Annotated in this window: 10 protein-coding genes and 2 tRNA genes; 9 read left to right on the top strand and 3 right to left on the bottom strand. The window is 55.7% G+C overall.

Annotated elements, in window-relative coordinates:
* Positions 1-345 precede the first annotated feature (345 nt).
* Together ACXAH8_RS13130 and ACXAH8_RS13125 are read left to right on the top strand one after the other, a co-directional pair.
* Complete coding sequence (locus tag ACXAH8_RS13130; RefSeq protein ID WP_475219072.1) at positions 346-1,977, top strand: sigma-54-dependent Fis family transcriptional regulator; 1,632 nt, start codon at positions 346-348, stop codon at positions 1,975-1,977.
* 148 nt (positions 1,978-2,125) lie between these two features.
* The gene (locus ACXAH8_RS13125; protein ID WP_475219068.1) at positions 2,126-3,925 is read left to right on the top strand and encodes an NAD(P)-binding domain-containing protein; all 1,800 of its coding nucleotides are present in this window, start codon (positions 2,126-2,128) and stop codon (positions 3,923-3,925) included.
* 235 nt (positions 3,926-4,160) lie between these two features.
* On the opposite strand, the gene ACXAH8_RS13120 is transcribed toward ACXAH8_RS13125, so the two are convergent.
* The gene (locus ACXAH8_RS13120; protein WP_475219066.1) at positions 4,161-5,123 is read right to left on the bottom strand and encodes a LysR family transcriptional regulator; all 963 of its coding nucleotides are present in this window, start codon (positions 5,121-5,123) and stop codon (positions 4,161-4,163) included.
* A gap of 137 nt (positions 5,124-5,260) precedes the next feature.
* Between ACXAH8_RS13120 and ACXAH8_RS13115 the strand changes: the two genes are divergently transcribed.
* The 7 genes from ACXAH8_RS13115 to ACXAH8_RS13085 all read left to right on the top strand — a co-directional run bounded on the left by ACXAH8_RS13115 (position 5,261) and on the right by ACXAH8_RS13085 (position 12,765).
* A complete protein-coding gene (locus ACXAH8_RS13115; protein WP_170377124.1) occupies positions 5,261-6,268 on the top strand; it encodes a TAXI family TRAP transporter solute-binding subunit in 1,008 nt (335 codons plus the stop codon).
* An 80-nt stretch (positions 6,269-6,348) separates the two neighbouring features.
* Positions 6,349-8,562, top strand: a complete 2,214-nt coding sequence (locus tag ACXAH8_RS13110) for a TRAP transporter permease (protein ID WP_475219062.1) — start codon at positions 6,349-6,351, stop codon at positions 8,560-8,562.
* Between the two features lie 4 nt (positions 8,563-8,566).
* Positions 8,567-9,805 carry an NAD(P)/FAD-dependent oxidoreductase gene (locus tag ACXAH8_RS13105; RefSeq protein WP_475219060.1) on the top strand — a complete coding sequence of 413 codons (1,239 nt, stop codon included), beginning with the start codon at positions 8,567-8,569 and terminating at the stop codon, positions 9,803-9,805.
* A gap of 28 nt (positions 9,806-9,833) precedes the next feature.
* Positions 9,834-10,574: an aspartate/glutamate racemase family protein gene (locus ACXAH8_RS13100; protein WP_475219058.1), complete on the top strand. Its 741-nt coding sequence runs from the start codon at positions 9,834-9,836 to the stop codon at positions 10,572-10,574.
* Positions 10,575-10,611: 37 nt separating this feature from the next.
* Positions 10,612-11,340, top strand: a complete 729-nt coding sequence (locus ACXAH8_RS13095; RefSeq protein ID WP_475219055.1) for a TSUP family transporter — start codon at positions 10,612-10,614, stop codon at positions 11,338-11,340.
* A 16-nt stretch (positions 11,341-11,356) separates the two neighbouring features.
* On the top strand, positions 11,357-12,373 hold the full coding sequence (locus ACXAH8_RS13090) for a D-cysteine desulfhydrase family protein (protein WP_475219053.1): 1,017 nt from the start codon (positions 11,357-11,359) through the stop codon (positions 12,371-12,373).
* A 47-nt stretch (positions 12,374-12,420) separates the two neighbouring features.
* Positions 12,421-12,765 carry a RidA family protein gene (locus ACXAH8_RS13085; RefSeq protein ID WP_475219051.1) on the top strand — a complete coding sequence of 115 codons (345 nt, stop codon included), beginning with the start codon at positions 12,421-12,423 and terminating at the stop codon, positions 12,763-12,765.
* A gap of 519 nt (positions 12,766-13,284) precedes the next feature.
* On the opposite strand, the gene ACXAH8_RS13080 is transcribed toward ACXAH8_RS13085, so the two are convergent.
* Together ACXAH8_RS13080 and ACXAH8_RS13075 are read right to left on the bottom strand one after the other, a co-directional pair.
* Positions 13,285-13,374: transfer RNA gene (locus ACXAH8_RS13080), tRNA-Ser, on the bottom strand.
* A 413-nt stretch (positions 13,375-13,787) separates the two neighbouring features.
* Positions 13,788-13,864, bottom strand: a tRNA-Met gene (locus ACXAH8_RS13075).
* Positions 13,865-13,874 lie beyond the last annotated feature (10 nt).

The raw sequence follows: 13,874 nt of genomic DNA, 5'->3' as shown, positions 1-13,874 counted from the left end.
TCTAGCGCAGCAAAGCCCTGGGTATAAAATGGTAGATTTCCCATTTTGAAACGCATATCTGCCACTCACGCAAATTGCAGCGAATGACAACTCTGAGTCGAATGGCCAAACGCTGCGCGTTCAACGCAGGCCAGCTTGACGAGGCAAAGCACCAAACACTTGCCGGACGAAATTTGAACATAGGCGCGCATCCTTACTCATGCTATTTTTAGGAAGGATTTGTGGGACGGGAAGCTGTTGGATCGCCAGCACTCAAAAGAGATTGACCGTGTCTTAAGCGGGTTCGATACGGGGAGAGACCGACTTGTCGCGGATAGCTGGCAACGATGTGTTGAAACCTACGGTATGGATCCCTCACGACAGGAACCTGCGCACATTCTGCCTGACACCAAATTCCGTGAACATCTGGAACAATCCGAACGTCTGATCGCGACCGCGCGCTCGGGACTTCAATCGCTGTTTGCGCAGGTGGCAGGGCAGAACTACGTCCTGCTGCTTGCGGATGCAGATGGCGTCTGCGTCGATTTCTTTGGCGACCGGAACTTTGAGGACGAACTCAGAACTGCGGGTCTTCATCTGGGCTTCAAGTGGACGGAAGAGTTGGCAGGAACGAACGGAGTGGGGTCGTGTATCGTTACGGGTCAGCCGGTGACGATCCATCAGAGTGATCATTTTTCTATCACGCATACGCCGCTGTCTTGCACGGCAGCGCCTATTTTTGACACCAAAGGAGCTCTTGCGGCTGTTCTGGATGTGTCATTGCTGCGTGGACCCTCACCAAAGGCGTCGCAAAATCTGGCCATGACATTGGTGACGAACTCCGCCCGTCGCGTCGAGATGGCAAACCTGATGGCATCGACGCGGCGTGATTGGGTCCTGCGCTTTTCAGCCAGCCCTGAATTTCTTGAGGTCGATCCCGAAGCGGCGGTCGCTGTGGACGGAGGCGGCAAGATCATCGGTATGACCTCGGGGGCCCGACGTGCGCTGGACCCGGACGGTTCGGGTCACCTGATCGGGTCGCAATTGCAGGACTGGCTTGAAATCAGTGTTGATGACATGCCCGAGTTCATGCGCGGCAGACCGTCCGAAGACCGCGTTCTACACCTCAAGGATGGGCGCGCGCTCTATGGTCATGCCGTTGCTCCACAGACGCCGCAGATGACGGCAGCTCTGCGCAAACGGGAAAAGGTTCTGCCTGGTGCCCTTGGTAGTTTTGCAGGGCCGGATGCGGGCCTTCAGCAACTTTTGAACAAAGCTGCGCGTCTTGCGCCGACCAATCTGCCGCTTTTGCTGACCGGTGAAAGCGGGACGGGCAAGACCAAGCTGGCGCGCGCGATCCATATGGCTGATCCTGCGACACAGGATTTCCACACCGTGATCTGTTGCGACACGCCAACATTCAATTTCTGCCATGCTATCGAACCCAGCACACTGTTTCTGCGCGGCGTTGAAGACCTGAGCGAGCCTGCGCAGGCCTCTCTTTTGGCAGTGCTTGAGCGGCGGGCTGATCTGAGGATCATCGCCTCATGCCGGCAGCCCCCGGCGGGATTACAGGGCGGTCTGCGCGAAGATCTGCTGTACCGGATTGCGGGGGCCACATTGTCTCTGCCGCCTTTGCGCCATCGTGCGGACCTGGATTGGCTGATTGATCGTCTGCTCCGACGGTTTGCCAGCCATGATATTCGCCTGTCGACCGCTGCCCGCGCCGATCTGAAATCACGATTGTGGCGCGGCAATATTCGTGAACTGGAACATCTGCTGCAAAGTTCGGTCGCCCTGTGTCAGGACAACATCATCGACTTAACGGATTTGCCCGCCCCGGCGCTCGCCCCTACGCAAAAGCAGGACTCAGATGATCTGGAAGCACTTTTGCGTGCTTGCGATTGGAACATGTCCCAACTGGCAAGGCGCCTTGGTGTGAACCGGTCGACGATCCTGCGCCGTATGCGAAAAGCCGGGCTTAGACCGCCCGCTTAGACGCGTATGTACCCGTGTTGCGCCCTTGTTGCACGCGCAACAAGCCCTTGCATTTTTGGACTGAACTAAGTGTTGAGGCGCCAAACCCGCTTGCCCGAAGGGTCGCGGATTTGCCAGCCTTCTGCTCCGTGGAGATAGGGAGGATGACATGCTCGACACAACACTCTCGGATCAAGTTCAGGGGTTTCTGGATGACTTCGGTGCGGCGTTGTCCCAAGGCGATATCGATGTCGCGTGCGAAATGTTCCAGGACGATTGTTATTGGCGCGATCTGGTCAGCTTTACCTGGAATATCAAAACGGTCGAAGGTAAAGCGCAGGTGGCAGATATGCTGTCGCATCAGCTGGCCACAACCAAGCCGAGCGGTTGGAAAATAGCCGAAGGTGAGGTTCCCACTGAAGACGACGGAATAACCACCGCATGGATCGAGTTCGAAACCGAAGTGGCACGCGGCTACGGGTTGATCCGCCTCAAGGATGGCAAGATATGGACCTTGCTGACCACAATGGCCGAGCTGAAAGGTCATGAAGAGCCCAAAGGGTTCAACCGCCCACTTGGGGCCAAGCACGGTGCGGGTAAACACAGGACCACATGGGCAGAAGAGCGGGCGCAGGAAGAGGCTGAACTGGGTTACGAAACACAGCCCTACTGCGTCATCATCGGCGGTGGTCAGGGCGGGATCGCTATGGGCGCGCGGCTGCGTCAGCTGGGTGTACCGACGATCATCGTCGAACGGAATGACCGGCCCGGCGACAGTTGGCGCAATCGCTACAAATCCCTCTGCCTGCATGATCCGGTCTGGTATGACCATCTGCCCTACATCAAGTTCCCGGAAAACTGGCCCGTGTTCTCGCCCAAGGACAAGATCGGTGACTGGCTTGAGATGTACACCAAGGTGATGGAGCTGAACTATTGGACGCACACGACGGCCAAATCCGCCACGTTTGACGAAGACAGGGGCGAATGGACCATCACGGTGGACCGGGACGGCGAAGAGGTTGTACTGCGGCCCAAGCAACTGATCATGGCGACGGGGATGTCCGGCAAGAAACGCATGCCTGATTTTCCGGGTATGGATGTTTTCAAAGGTGAACAGGTGCATTCGTCGGAACATGAAGGTCCCGACAAATGGGCTGGTAAAAAGGTCGTTGTGGTGGGGTCCAACAACTCGGCCCACGACATCTGCGCGGCGCTTTGGGAAAACGATGCCGATGTGACAATGGTGCAGCGGTCCTCAACCCATATTGTCCGCTCTGACACCCTCATGGAAATCGGACTGGGCGATCTCTATTCTGAACGTGCGGTGCAGTCTGGCATGACGACCGAAAAGGCCGATCTGATCTTTGCTTCGCTGCCCTATCGCATTCTTCATGAATTCCAGATTCCAGCCTATGCCGCGATGAAAGAACAGGACAAAGAGTTCTATGACGGGTTGGAAAAGGCCGGGTTCTGGCTGGACTGGGGCGATGACGACAGCGGGCTGTTCATGAAGTACCTGCGCCGCGGATCGGGCTACTACATCGATATCGGGGCCAGCCAGTTGATCATTGATGGCGAGATCAAGCTGAAACGGGGTCAGGTCACCGCGCTTGATGAAACCGGAGTTATCCTTGATGACGGCACGCATCTGAATGCCGATCTGGTGGTCTATGCGACCGGGTATCATTCGATGAACGGCTGGGTCGCGGACCTGATGGGTCAGGATATGGCAGATCGGCTTGGGAAATGCTGGGGTCTGGGTTCTGACACAACCAAGGACCCGGGGCCTTGGGAAGGCGAGCAACGCAATATGTGGAAGCCGACACAGGTTCCAAACCTTTGGATGCATGGTGGAAACTTGCATCAGTCTCGGCATTATTCACAATTCCTGTCGCTGCAGATAAAGGCCCGAATGGAGGGTATCCCGACGCCGGTCTTTGGCCTGCAAGAAGTGCATCACCTCAGTTAATGCGTGCGCTACAACCAAGAAGTGGACTTTCAATTTATTCGATTGAAAGTCTGCTTTGTCCGCATTGCGGTAGTTCGTAGCAACTTTCTCTAACAACCGCTTCGCGGACAAAGCCATCCTTCGGTCCGATCCAAGAAACTGGAGGTTCCGGTCCTATAGCTGAAATTCGCCTACTTGTCGCACGCCGAGCCAAATAGGCATTTTCTCCTACCGGTTTTCTGTCTGTAAAACAATGCTATTCAGTTTGCTCGCTTTCTGTTTCATCTATCCCAATTGCATGAGGGTTTGCATTCACCTCTGCCAACATCCTTAAAACTTCGGCTTTCCAGCCCGCTTTGATTTTTAAAGCCAGTTGAGACGGTGGTCGGTGGTCTGGCTCAAGGAGCGCATATTCATATCTGAGCGGTTTTTTGAAGGACACGAACGCGACTTTTCCATTGGACAGGTTTAGTTCTCGTTCAGTCGCTACGGTCAACGGGTCCACAATCGAATAGCACTGACCTGAGCTCACAAATGGTATCAAGGGTAGAAAGTACTGACAGGTCACTGTTGGGTTGTAGTCAGCTGAAACATCTTGAAACTCTTGTCGAATTTTACGCTGGAACGGGTGCGTGGCATGCAATCCTCCCATAGGTGCTCCGTCGAGATCAGAAATGGATATGGTTCCGCGTGAAGCAAGCGGGCTGTCACGATCAACGGCACAAAAACAATCTGCCCGGATCAGTTCTGTTGAATACTGAGGCTCTTTCCCGGTTGAATGATCGAAGTCCGCAAAGCCGAAATCAATATTCTGCGTGCCTGCAAGCTCAATAATCTGAGGCGAACTGCGTGTCGACAAAGTGATACGTATCTCGGGGTTTTCACCGACTGATTGGCTGATGAAACGCGGGAACAAGAAAGCGGATGGGCCCGGCATTGTGGCGATATTCAGACTGCCGGAATGCCCTTTAATCAACCCTTCCATTGTACTGGAAATCGTCGCAAGGCGGTCCAGAATACCTGTTGTTTCGGCCAAAAGGTAATGCGCTTCGGGAACCGGGACCAATCTCCGTCCCTTTCGCTCAAACAGTGTCAGGCCAAGGGCCTTTTCAAGGTTCTTCAGGGCCAGACTGATCGCAGGCTGGGTGCGGTTCAGTTTCTTGGCGGTTTGAGAGATAGAGCCGGTCTCCATCACCTCGCGAAAAACGGTCAACTGCATAAGGTTCATGTCCAATATATAAGCTAAACCTTAGTTTTATGAAATATAACAAATTTGTATTTATGAAAATTGCTACTACGCTTGCAGGATCGAAATTCGGCCGAACCGAATCCGACGATCCAACAAGGGAGATGATGATGAAATTTGTGAAATGTTTGACGGGACTGGCCCTGGCAGGCGCACTTGCCGCCCCGGCACTGGCACAGGACCCAACTTTTTTCCGCATCGGCACAGGCGGCGCAGGCGGTACTTACTTCCCCATCGGCGGCACCATCGCAAACGGTATCTCCGCCCCTCCGGGTTCGCGCCCCTGCGAAGAAGGCGGCCAATGCGGCGTACCGGGGCTGATTGCTATCGCTCAATCCACCACCGCGTCGGTGTTCAACAACGCCGCCGTTCAGAACGGAGAGCTTGAGGCCGGTCTGGCCGCAGCCGACGTCACCCGCTCGATGTATCTGGGTGAGGGTAAGTTCGAGGGCAAACCTCACCCCAATCTTCGCATCGTGGCCAACCTGTTCCCCGAAGACCTGCACTTGGTTCTGCCTGCCGGTGAGACAATCAACGATCTGAGCGATCTGGAAGGCAAGCGCGTCGGCATCGCGCAAGCCGGTTCCGGTACACAGGTTGCCGTGCTGCAGATGTTGGATGCTTGGGGCGTCAACCGTGACAATATGGATGAGGCCGAGCTGAATAACAGCCAAAGCGCCGAGCGTCTGGCTGACGGTCAGCTTGACGCCTATTTCTACGCTGCAGGCTGGCCCGTAGCTGCGATGGTTCAGCTGTCGTCAACCAAGGGCATGAATCTGCATTCCTTCAGCGACGAAGACATGGCGAAGATCAATGAGATCATCCCGGCATACATCCCCTCGGCCATCCCGGGTGGCGTTTACGAAGGTATCGACGGTGAAACCAAAACCCCGGCGGTCAGCGCGATGCTGGTAGTGTCTTCAGAATTGTCCGACGAACTGGTCTACGGCCTGACCAAGGCGCTGTGGAACGACAATACCCGCAAGCTGCTGGACAATGGTCACGCCAAAGGCAAGCAGATCACGCCCGATACGGCGCTGGATGGTGTCGAGGCGCTGGGTGTGCCTCTGCATCCTGGGGCCGAGAAATTCTATAAAGAAGCCGGTCTGCTTCAGTAATCGTAGCTTTCTGACAATTGTCGTCGGTGCCCCTGCGCGGGGCACCGCACTCTGGAACTATGCGAAATCGGGGGGCCATCATGTCCGAGACCCAGAAACTTGATGACCACGAACTGACGGCCGAGGAACTGGCCGCCATCGAAGAACAGTTCGACGAAGGCGCCGCCGTCCGGCAAGTCACGCCCACCGCAGGCAAGGTGCTACGCGTCGTTGCTCTGATCCTTGCGTTCTACGAATTCTTCACAGCCGGTTTCGGCCTGCCAGCCGACCATTGGCACATGGGTATCTATCTGGCGCTGCTGTTCATTCTGGTCTACGCGACAATTCCGATAATCGGCTCCAAAAACCTCTATGCGCTCAAGTTCAGCCGGTTCCGTATCGGCAACATCCCTCTGTACGACTTGGTCTTTATGGCGCTGGGGATCATCGCAGCGCTGTATGTTGGGGTCGCATGGCGCGGCATTCCGTTTCTGGGGATCGAGGAACAGACGTTCCGAATGGGCAACCCGAACACCTATGACGTGGTTTTGGGCGTAGTCATCATCTTGCTGGTTCTGGACATCGCACGCCGCACGCTGGGTTGGGTGCTGCCACTGATCATCTGTGTGTTTATCTCATACGCCCTGTTGGGCCCATATTTTCCCGGCTTGCTGCAGCATCCGGGTGTGAACTTCAAAACCTTCGTATCGTCGATGTATTTCCCGCAGGAAGGCATATATGGCGTCACACTCTGGGTCGTATCGACCATTGTGTTCCATTTCGTCCTGTTCGGCGTGATCGCGCAGCGCACCGGATTGGGGCAACTCTTCATCGACAACGCAACCATTTTGGCGGGCCGCTATACCGGAGGGCCGGCAAAAGTGTCGGTGGTATCCTCGGCGTTCTTCGGTACGATCTCGGGCTCTTCGGTGGCAAACACCGTTTCGACCGGCGCGCTGACCATTCCCAACATGAAACGCCTTGGGTATCCCGGCCATTTTGCAGGCGGCGTCGAAGCCGCATCGTCAGCCGGAGGGCAAATCACGCCGCCGATCATGGGGGCAGCGGCCTTCATCATGGCCGAGTTCCTTGAGGTGCCCTACACCACCATTGTCATCGCCGCGATCTTCCCTGCGATCCTTCACTATGTCGGAGTGTTCGCTGTGGTGCACCTGATGGCACGCAAGCTGAACCTGCAAGGCTTGGCGAAAGAGCAACTGCCGCAACTCAAGGCCGTCTGGGCCGAAGGTTGGGCTAACATCGTGCCTCTGATCGGCCTGCTGGTCGTGCTGTTCACAGGATATACGCCGTTCATGTCCGCCTTCTGCGGAATTTCTCTGGCAGTGATCGCAGGCATGTCGCGCATCAAACAACCACCCACGCTGATCTATGCCGCGGCGTTCATGGCCTTCGTGCTGTGGAAATTTTCAGATGGCGGTTTCGATCTGACGATGACGGCGATCCTGTGTGCCTTGTCGGTGATCGCCACGTTGAACCCGCAGAAACGCATCGAAGTACCCGAGATGCTGCAAGCTGTTGAGTTGGGAGTGAAATACTCGCTGGCCGTGGGCGCCGCTGCTGCCGCCGTCGGCATTGTCGTCGGTGTTATCAACACAACCGGCATTGGCTTCCGTATCGGGTTCATGGTCACTCAAGGCGCAGGCAATCTGGCCGCTGACCTGTACAACATGATCTCGTTTGGCAGCTGGCAGCTGTTTGCGATGGAAGACCTGCAACTGTTCATCTCGCTGGTCTTCATTGCCATTGTTTGCATCCTGATGGGCGCGGGCATCCCCACCACCGCGCTCTACATCATGCTGGTCTCAGTCGCACAGCCCGCGCTGGCGCAGCTGGGTGTCCCGCCGATCGCAAGCCACCTGTTCGTACTCTACTACGGTGTTGTGTCCGAGATCACGCCACCCGTCTGCACTTCGGCCTATGCCGCGGCGGCCATTGCGAACTCAAACCCCTTCCGAACTGGTCTCTCTGCCTTTACCCTTGGGTTGGGCAAGGTGATCGCACCAATGGCCTTCGTTTATGCGCCGGTCCTATTGTTTGTGTCCTCAACAGGGTTCAATCTGTGGGAATTCACCTACACCGCCACCAGTTGTATCGCCGGGGTCATCGCCCTGTCCGCAGCTGTGGTCGGATACTGGCTGAAACCGCTGAACATCGCGTCGCGTATACTGATGGCCATCGCGGGGGTGATCTTTGTTGCGCCGAGCCTTACGGCTGACCTGATCGCACTTGCCGTCGCCTCGCCAGTCATTGTCAGCCAACTGATCGCGCGCAATCGCAGCCATTCCCCGGCCTGATGCGATGACAGAACAAGTGACCATCATCGGCGCGGGGATCGTCGGCATCTGTTGCGCGTTGTCGCTGCAAGAACGGGGCATATCGGTCCGACTAATCGATCGGAGCGACCCTGGACAGGAAACCTCGTTCGGCAATGCGGGGGTTGTGTCGCCTTGGTCCATTATTCCGCAGGCCGTTCCGGGGATTTGGAAAAAGCTGCCCCAAATGCTGTTGGACCCGAAAAGCGCGCTTTCGGTCAGGGCGTCCTTCTGGCCGAAGATGATCCCGTGGGGGCTGCGCTTTCTGGGTAAGTCCGGCGAAAAGACGGTTCGCGAAATCTCGAATGCGATGGAGATTTTGTGTCGTCCGTCCATTGATCTGTACCGTCGGCACCTGCAGGGCACGGGCCACGAAGCGCTGATCGTGGACAGCTACTATATTCACGCGTTCCGCAACCCTGAACAAGCCAAGCTGAACGACCTTGGTTATCTGATCCGCCAGGAAAAAGGCGGTGAATTGGAGCGTGTCGACGGCGCTGAATTGCAGCGCCTGGAACCAGCGCTGTCAAAAGACCTCAAGGCTGCGATTGTGATCAAAGGTCAGGCTCGCGCAACGTCTCCCGGGCGTTTGGGCGCTGTATTGGCCGAAAAAGCACTTGCGCAAGGGGCTGAGTTTGTGCGGACCGAAGTCACTAAGCTGAGCTACACCGAAGACGGTATTTGGCAGCTTGCCACGTCACATGACACGCTGCACGCGCGCAATGTTGTCCTCGCGGCCGGAGTGTGGTCTGCCGACCTGCTCAAACCCCTTGGCATACCTGTGCCGTTGGTGGCCGAGCGGGGTTACCACATCGAATTCCCGGCCCCCTCGGCTGTGCTGAACAACTCGGTCATGGATGTGGACGCAAAGGTTGTCGCAAGTTCGATGCAGGGCGGCCTCAGGGTTGCCGGTACGGCGGAGTTTGGCAGTGTCGATGCCCCAGCAGATCCGCGCAAGAAAAAAATACTCACCGATCAAGCAAAATCTTTGGTGCCGGACCTCAACACTGGTGAGGCACAGTTCTGGATGGGCCGGCGCCCCTCTTTTCCCGATAGCCTGCCAGCGATTGGGCCGCTGAACGGAAATGGCGGGCTTTTTGCCGCCTTCGGCCATTCTCATTACGGGCTGATGATGGCGCCAAAGACCGGAGAACTTGTGGCGGATCTGGTGTCCGGACGCAGCCCGAATATCAACTTGGACCCGTTCTCGCTGGCCCGTTTCTAAATCTCCTATTCGAAAGGACCTGAGCACCATGCCAATTTACGAAGGTGGCCAAAACATATGTGGGGCTTCGATCGGGGTTTTGTGCCTTGAAAGCTATTTCCCCAAACCGCCCGGGCACATCAAGAATCCGTCCAGCCTTACGTTTCCTGTACTTTACGAAATGATTGACGGCATCAGTGTCCCGACCCTACTCAACAACCCGAATCCCGATCTACTGGCACCCTTTATCAAGGGCGCGCAAAGGCTTGAGGCCGAGGGCGTTCGGGCAATCACGGGAAGCTGTGGATTTCTGGCTTTGTTTCAAAAGGAACTGGCCGCGGCTGTTTCCGTTCCCGTCTTTGCATCCAGCTTGATACAGGTACCTCTGGCCTTTCACATGACCGGGGCGAATGCCCCGGTGGGCGTCTTGACCGCAGATGCATCTGCCCTGACGCCAAAGCATTTCGAAGGTGTCGGCGCGGCGGGCATTCCCGTCGCGGTACAAGGCCTAGAGGACACCAGCGAATTCGCCGAGGTGATCCTGCGAAACACGCGCACCCGTATGGACACCGATCTAATTGAGGCTGAAGTCCTTGAGGCGGCGCGGCGACTCAAACACCAAGCCCCGGACATACGGTCGCTGGTATTGGAATGTACCGATTTACCGCCTTATGCGGCGCGCCTTCAGGACAAGTTGCAGCTTCCCGTCTTCGATTTGACGACTCTGGCGCAGATGGCGCATACCGTTGCGACGCGCAAATCCTATGTTGGCATGATGCCTTGGACCTAAAGGAACAGCAGTACAGCGCGGGACTTGGAGGATTTAAGTGTCCGTTGACCTAGCCATCCTGATGGTTGCCATCGGCCTTGGTGCAATGCTGCAAGTCGGCGTCGGCATCGGGTTTAGCATTCTTGCCGGACCGCCGATGATGATCCTGCTTGGTACGTCAACGGCAGTTCCAATGCTACTGCTTTTGAATACCGTCGTTTCAGCGGTAGCGACAGACCGAAATGTATTGAAGGCCGACCGACAGACCATTCGCACGGCAATCATCGGATGCCTCGTCGGAGTGGTCGCGGGCCTTGTCGTATACCCCTGGCTGAGCGAGGCGTTTGTCCTCGCCCTAACGGCCAGCCTGTTGCTGATCGGGCTTGTGACAACCTTGCTGCCCTTGCGTCGCTCAATTGGAACGGCGGGGTTTTCGACCGTTTCCGGCTTGTCCGGGCTGGCAACTGTTTGGGCAGCGACACCCGGCCCGCTAATGGTTTTCGGATTGATTGCGAAAGGCCGCCCAGCCAAAGAGGTTGCCAAGTTGGTACAACCCATTGCGCTGGTGGCGTATGGCATCGCATTCCTGTTGCATAGCCTGTCCGAGACTCAAGCATTCGCTTATGGACCTCAGCTATGGGGCTTCGTGGCGCTCACATTGATCGGAAGTTTTTTTGGTCGTGCAATGGGGCCACATTTACCGCAGACCTTGGTCACAACCGCTATCCGCGTGGTATCTCTGATAGCCTGTGGCGTTCTCTTTCATCGCGCATTCACGATCGCGTAAACTCGAAGGGCAGACGATGACACAAGACAACAAACTGGACAGGTTTCCTCGTGCCCAATTCATGTCAGGCCCAACCCCATTGGAGCGGCTGGACAGGTTGTCGTCGGAATTGGGCATCGACCTCTGGCTGAAACGCGATGACCTAACCGGGTTTGGGTTTGGCGGAAACAAAACGCGGCAGCTTGAGTTCTATTTCGGTGATGCCCTTCAGAAAGGTGCGGATACCATTCTTATCACCGGCGCAGTTCAGTCAAACTTTGTTCGGTCTGCGGCAGCCGCCGCAGCAAAACTGGGCATGCAATCCGTCCTGCAACTGGAAGAGCGTGTGTCGGATATGGGCGAGGCGTATTACAGCTCTGGGAATGTGTTTTTGGCACAAATTCTGGGTGCCGAACACATGACCTACCCCGAGGGCGAGGACGAAGTCGGTGCGGACGCTGCGTTGCACGCTCGCGCCGACGAGTTGAAGGCGCAAGGACGCAAACCTTATGTCATTCATTTGGGTTTAAACCATCCGCCTTTGGGTGCTTTGGGCTACGTCGTCGCTGGACAAGAATTGTGTCAGCAGATGCCTGATATCGATGCGGTTGTCGTGCCCTCAGGTAGTGGAGCCACACATGGCGGCTTGTTGACTGGAGTAGCCTTGGAAGAAAACACCGCTTCTGTGTTTGGCGTTTGCGTACGGCGCGATCGCGATAAGCAAATGGCCCGAATGAAAACCGTTCTGCAGAAACTGGCGGATTTGTTGGATATCGACGTAGCGCCGTTGCATGACAGGCTTGACGTCATGGACGAAGCGCTGCCTCCCGGCTACGGCAAACTCAGTGGAGGCACGCGGGCTGCATTGGACAAGATGGCTCGTACCGAAGGAATATTCCTTGATCCCGTCTATACCGCGAAAACCTTCGCAGGGTTGTTGCATTTGGTAAGCGAAGGGAAAATCCAACCCGGACAGAAAGTCGTCATGGTGCACACAGGTGGGTTGCCTGCGCTCTTTGGGTACCAAAACGAGTTGGTAAGCGACCTTTCCTAGCTCCGCCCAAACCACCATGAAATTCACTAACAGGAACCACTCGAAACATGACCATTACCAGGATCGAAACCAGCCAACGCATGAGCCGGATCGTCAAACACAACGGCGTTGCCTATCTTTGCGGCCAGACATCGGACGCATGTACTGTAGGTGAACAAACACGCGACATCTTGGCTAAGGTTGAAGACCTTTTGACAAAAGCCGGCAGCGACAAGACCCGTATTCTGAAATGCGAAATTTGGCTTGCAGACATGGTAGATTTTGCTGAGATGAATGCCGTTTGGGACGCCTGGTTACCCGAAAGCCACGCCCCAGCTCGCGCCTGCGGAGAGTCCAAACTTGCCCGTAGTGTATTGAAGGTTGAAGTGATTGTGACGGCAGCCTGTGACTGAACCGCTGCCGGGAGTTTTCGCAGGATCGGCGAAGCGGTATTCTAGGTTTAGCAGGCATAAGTTCTCGGTTGATACGCCGTTTCTCGCGAAAAAGTGCTAAATGCTCCCAAGATGTGGTACCATTTGCACCTCCAACGAGCGAGATGCTCTCGTTGAACCTGAAAAATGAACGGCCCTTCATCCTGCGCACCTGATCTGCAATCTCGATTTTTAGCGGCAACCCAAGCGCAAAACAAGCTATTCGCGAGCGGACGAAGCGGACCTCCGAGTTACAGTGCGCCACACTCCTTCAACACGATTTCGGCCCGTTCTTGAACCGACACCTTGGATAACTCAATTCTGATACAGCCAAGCGCGCGCAAGGCTCCCTCGATGCGAAGGTCTGAGGTGCGAAATTTCGACTCGGATGGCGTCGGGCGACGAGTTCTACCAAAGCCGAGAAATGCAAAATCCACAAAGCGGGCAGAAAAGGGGCTGACGGCAATCCCACCCAAAATCAAATTGGTTTCATGAGAAAAATGGCGGAGACGAAGGGATTCGAACCCTCGAGACGGTTTCCCGCCTACTCCCTTAGCAGGGGAGCGCCTTCGACCACTCGGCCACGTCTCCACGGACGGGTATATCCGTGCAAGCAACGGAAGTACAAGGCCATTTCTTCAACGACTAGAATTTTTTACAAGTCCGCGCGAAGCTATTGAAATGGCGCGAGATAGCACTGTTTGGCTACGTGCATCGACCCGTTCAACCTGCGCAGCACAGTTAAGGATCATGATGAAATCACAATATAATCTAGGCATTTGAGCTTAGCTGTTGCATGTAGCTCAATCCAAAGACTTTAGATCACGCGGCGATCGCGGTATGAGGTATGAGGTATGAGGTATGAGGTATGAGGTCAAAATACCAATTTATCCTAGGTGTTGCCGTACCAAAGGCTCATTTGAGCCTGACAAGTTGAAGACGTTAAGCGATTGATACGGTGGATCGATTGTAGTCTGAACGGGTTGTTTTGGGTTTTCTGACACTGGTTGCGGGAGTAGGATTTGAACCTACGACCTTCAGGTTATGAGCCTGACGAGCTACCGGGCTGCTCCATCCCGCGTCAGAGTCAG

The organism is Ruegeria sp. ABV3_008 (genome assembly GCF_056161185.1).
The sequence above is the reverse complement of the archived record's forward strand: the minus strand, read 5'-3'. Positions and strand labels throughout refer to the sequence as shown.

Coding starts and splice junctions, on each gene's coding strand:
- ACXAH8_RS13130 (WP_475219072.1), top strand. CDS start 346: ATGGATCCCTCACGACAGGAACCTGCGCACATTCTGCCTGACACCAAA.
- ACXAH8_RS13125 (WP_475219068.1), top strand. CDS start 2,126: ATGCTCGACACAACACTCTCGGATCAAGTTCAGGGGTTTCTGGATGAC.
- ACXAH8_RS13120 (WP_475219066.1), bottom strand. CDS start 5,123: ATGCAGTTGACCGTTTTTCGCGAGGTGATGGAGACCGGCTCTATCTCT.
- ACXAH8_RS13115 (WP_170377124.1), top strand. CDS start 5,261: ATGAAATTTGTGAAATGTTTGACGGGACTGGCCCTGGCAGGCGCACTT.
- ACXAH8_RS13110 (WP_475219062.1), top strand. CDS start 6,349: ATGTCCGAGACCCAGAAACTTGATGACCACGAACTGACGGCCGAGGAA.
- ACXAH8_RS13105 (WP_475219060.1), top strand. CDS start 8,567: ATGACAGAACAAGTGACCATCATCGGCGCGGGGATCGTCGGCATCTGT.
- ACXAH8_RS13100 (WP_475219058.1), top strand. CDS start 9,834: ATGCCAATTTACGAAGGTGGCCAAAACATATGTGGGGCTTCGATCGGG.
- ACXAH8_RS13090 (WP_475219053.1), top strand. CDS start 11,357: ATGACACAAGACAACAAACTGGACAGGTTTCCTCGTGCCCAATTCATG.
- ACXAH8_RS13085 (WP_475219051.1), top strand. CDS start 12,421: ATGACCATTACCAGGATCGAAACCAGCCAACGCATGAGCCGGATCGTC.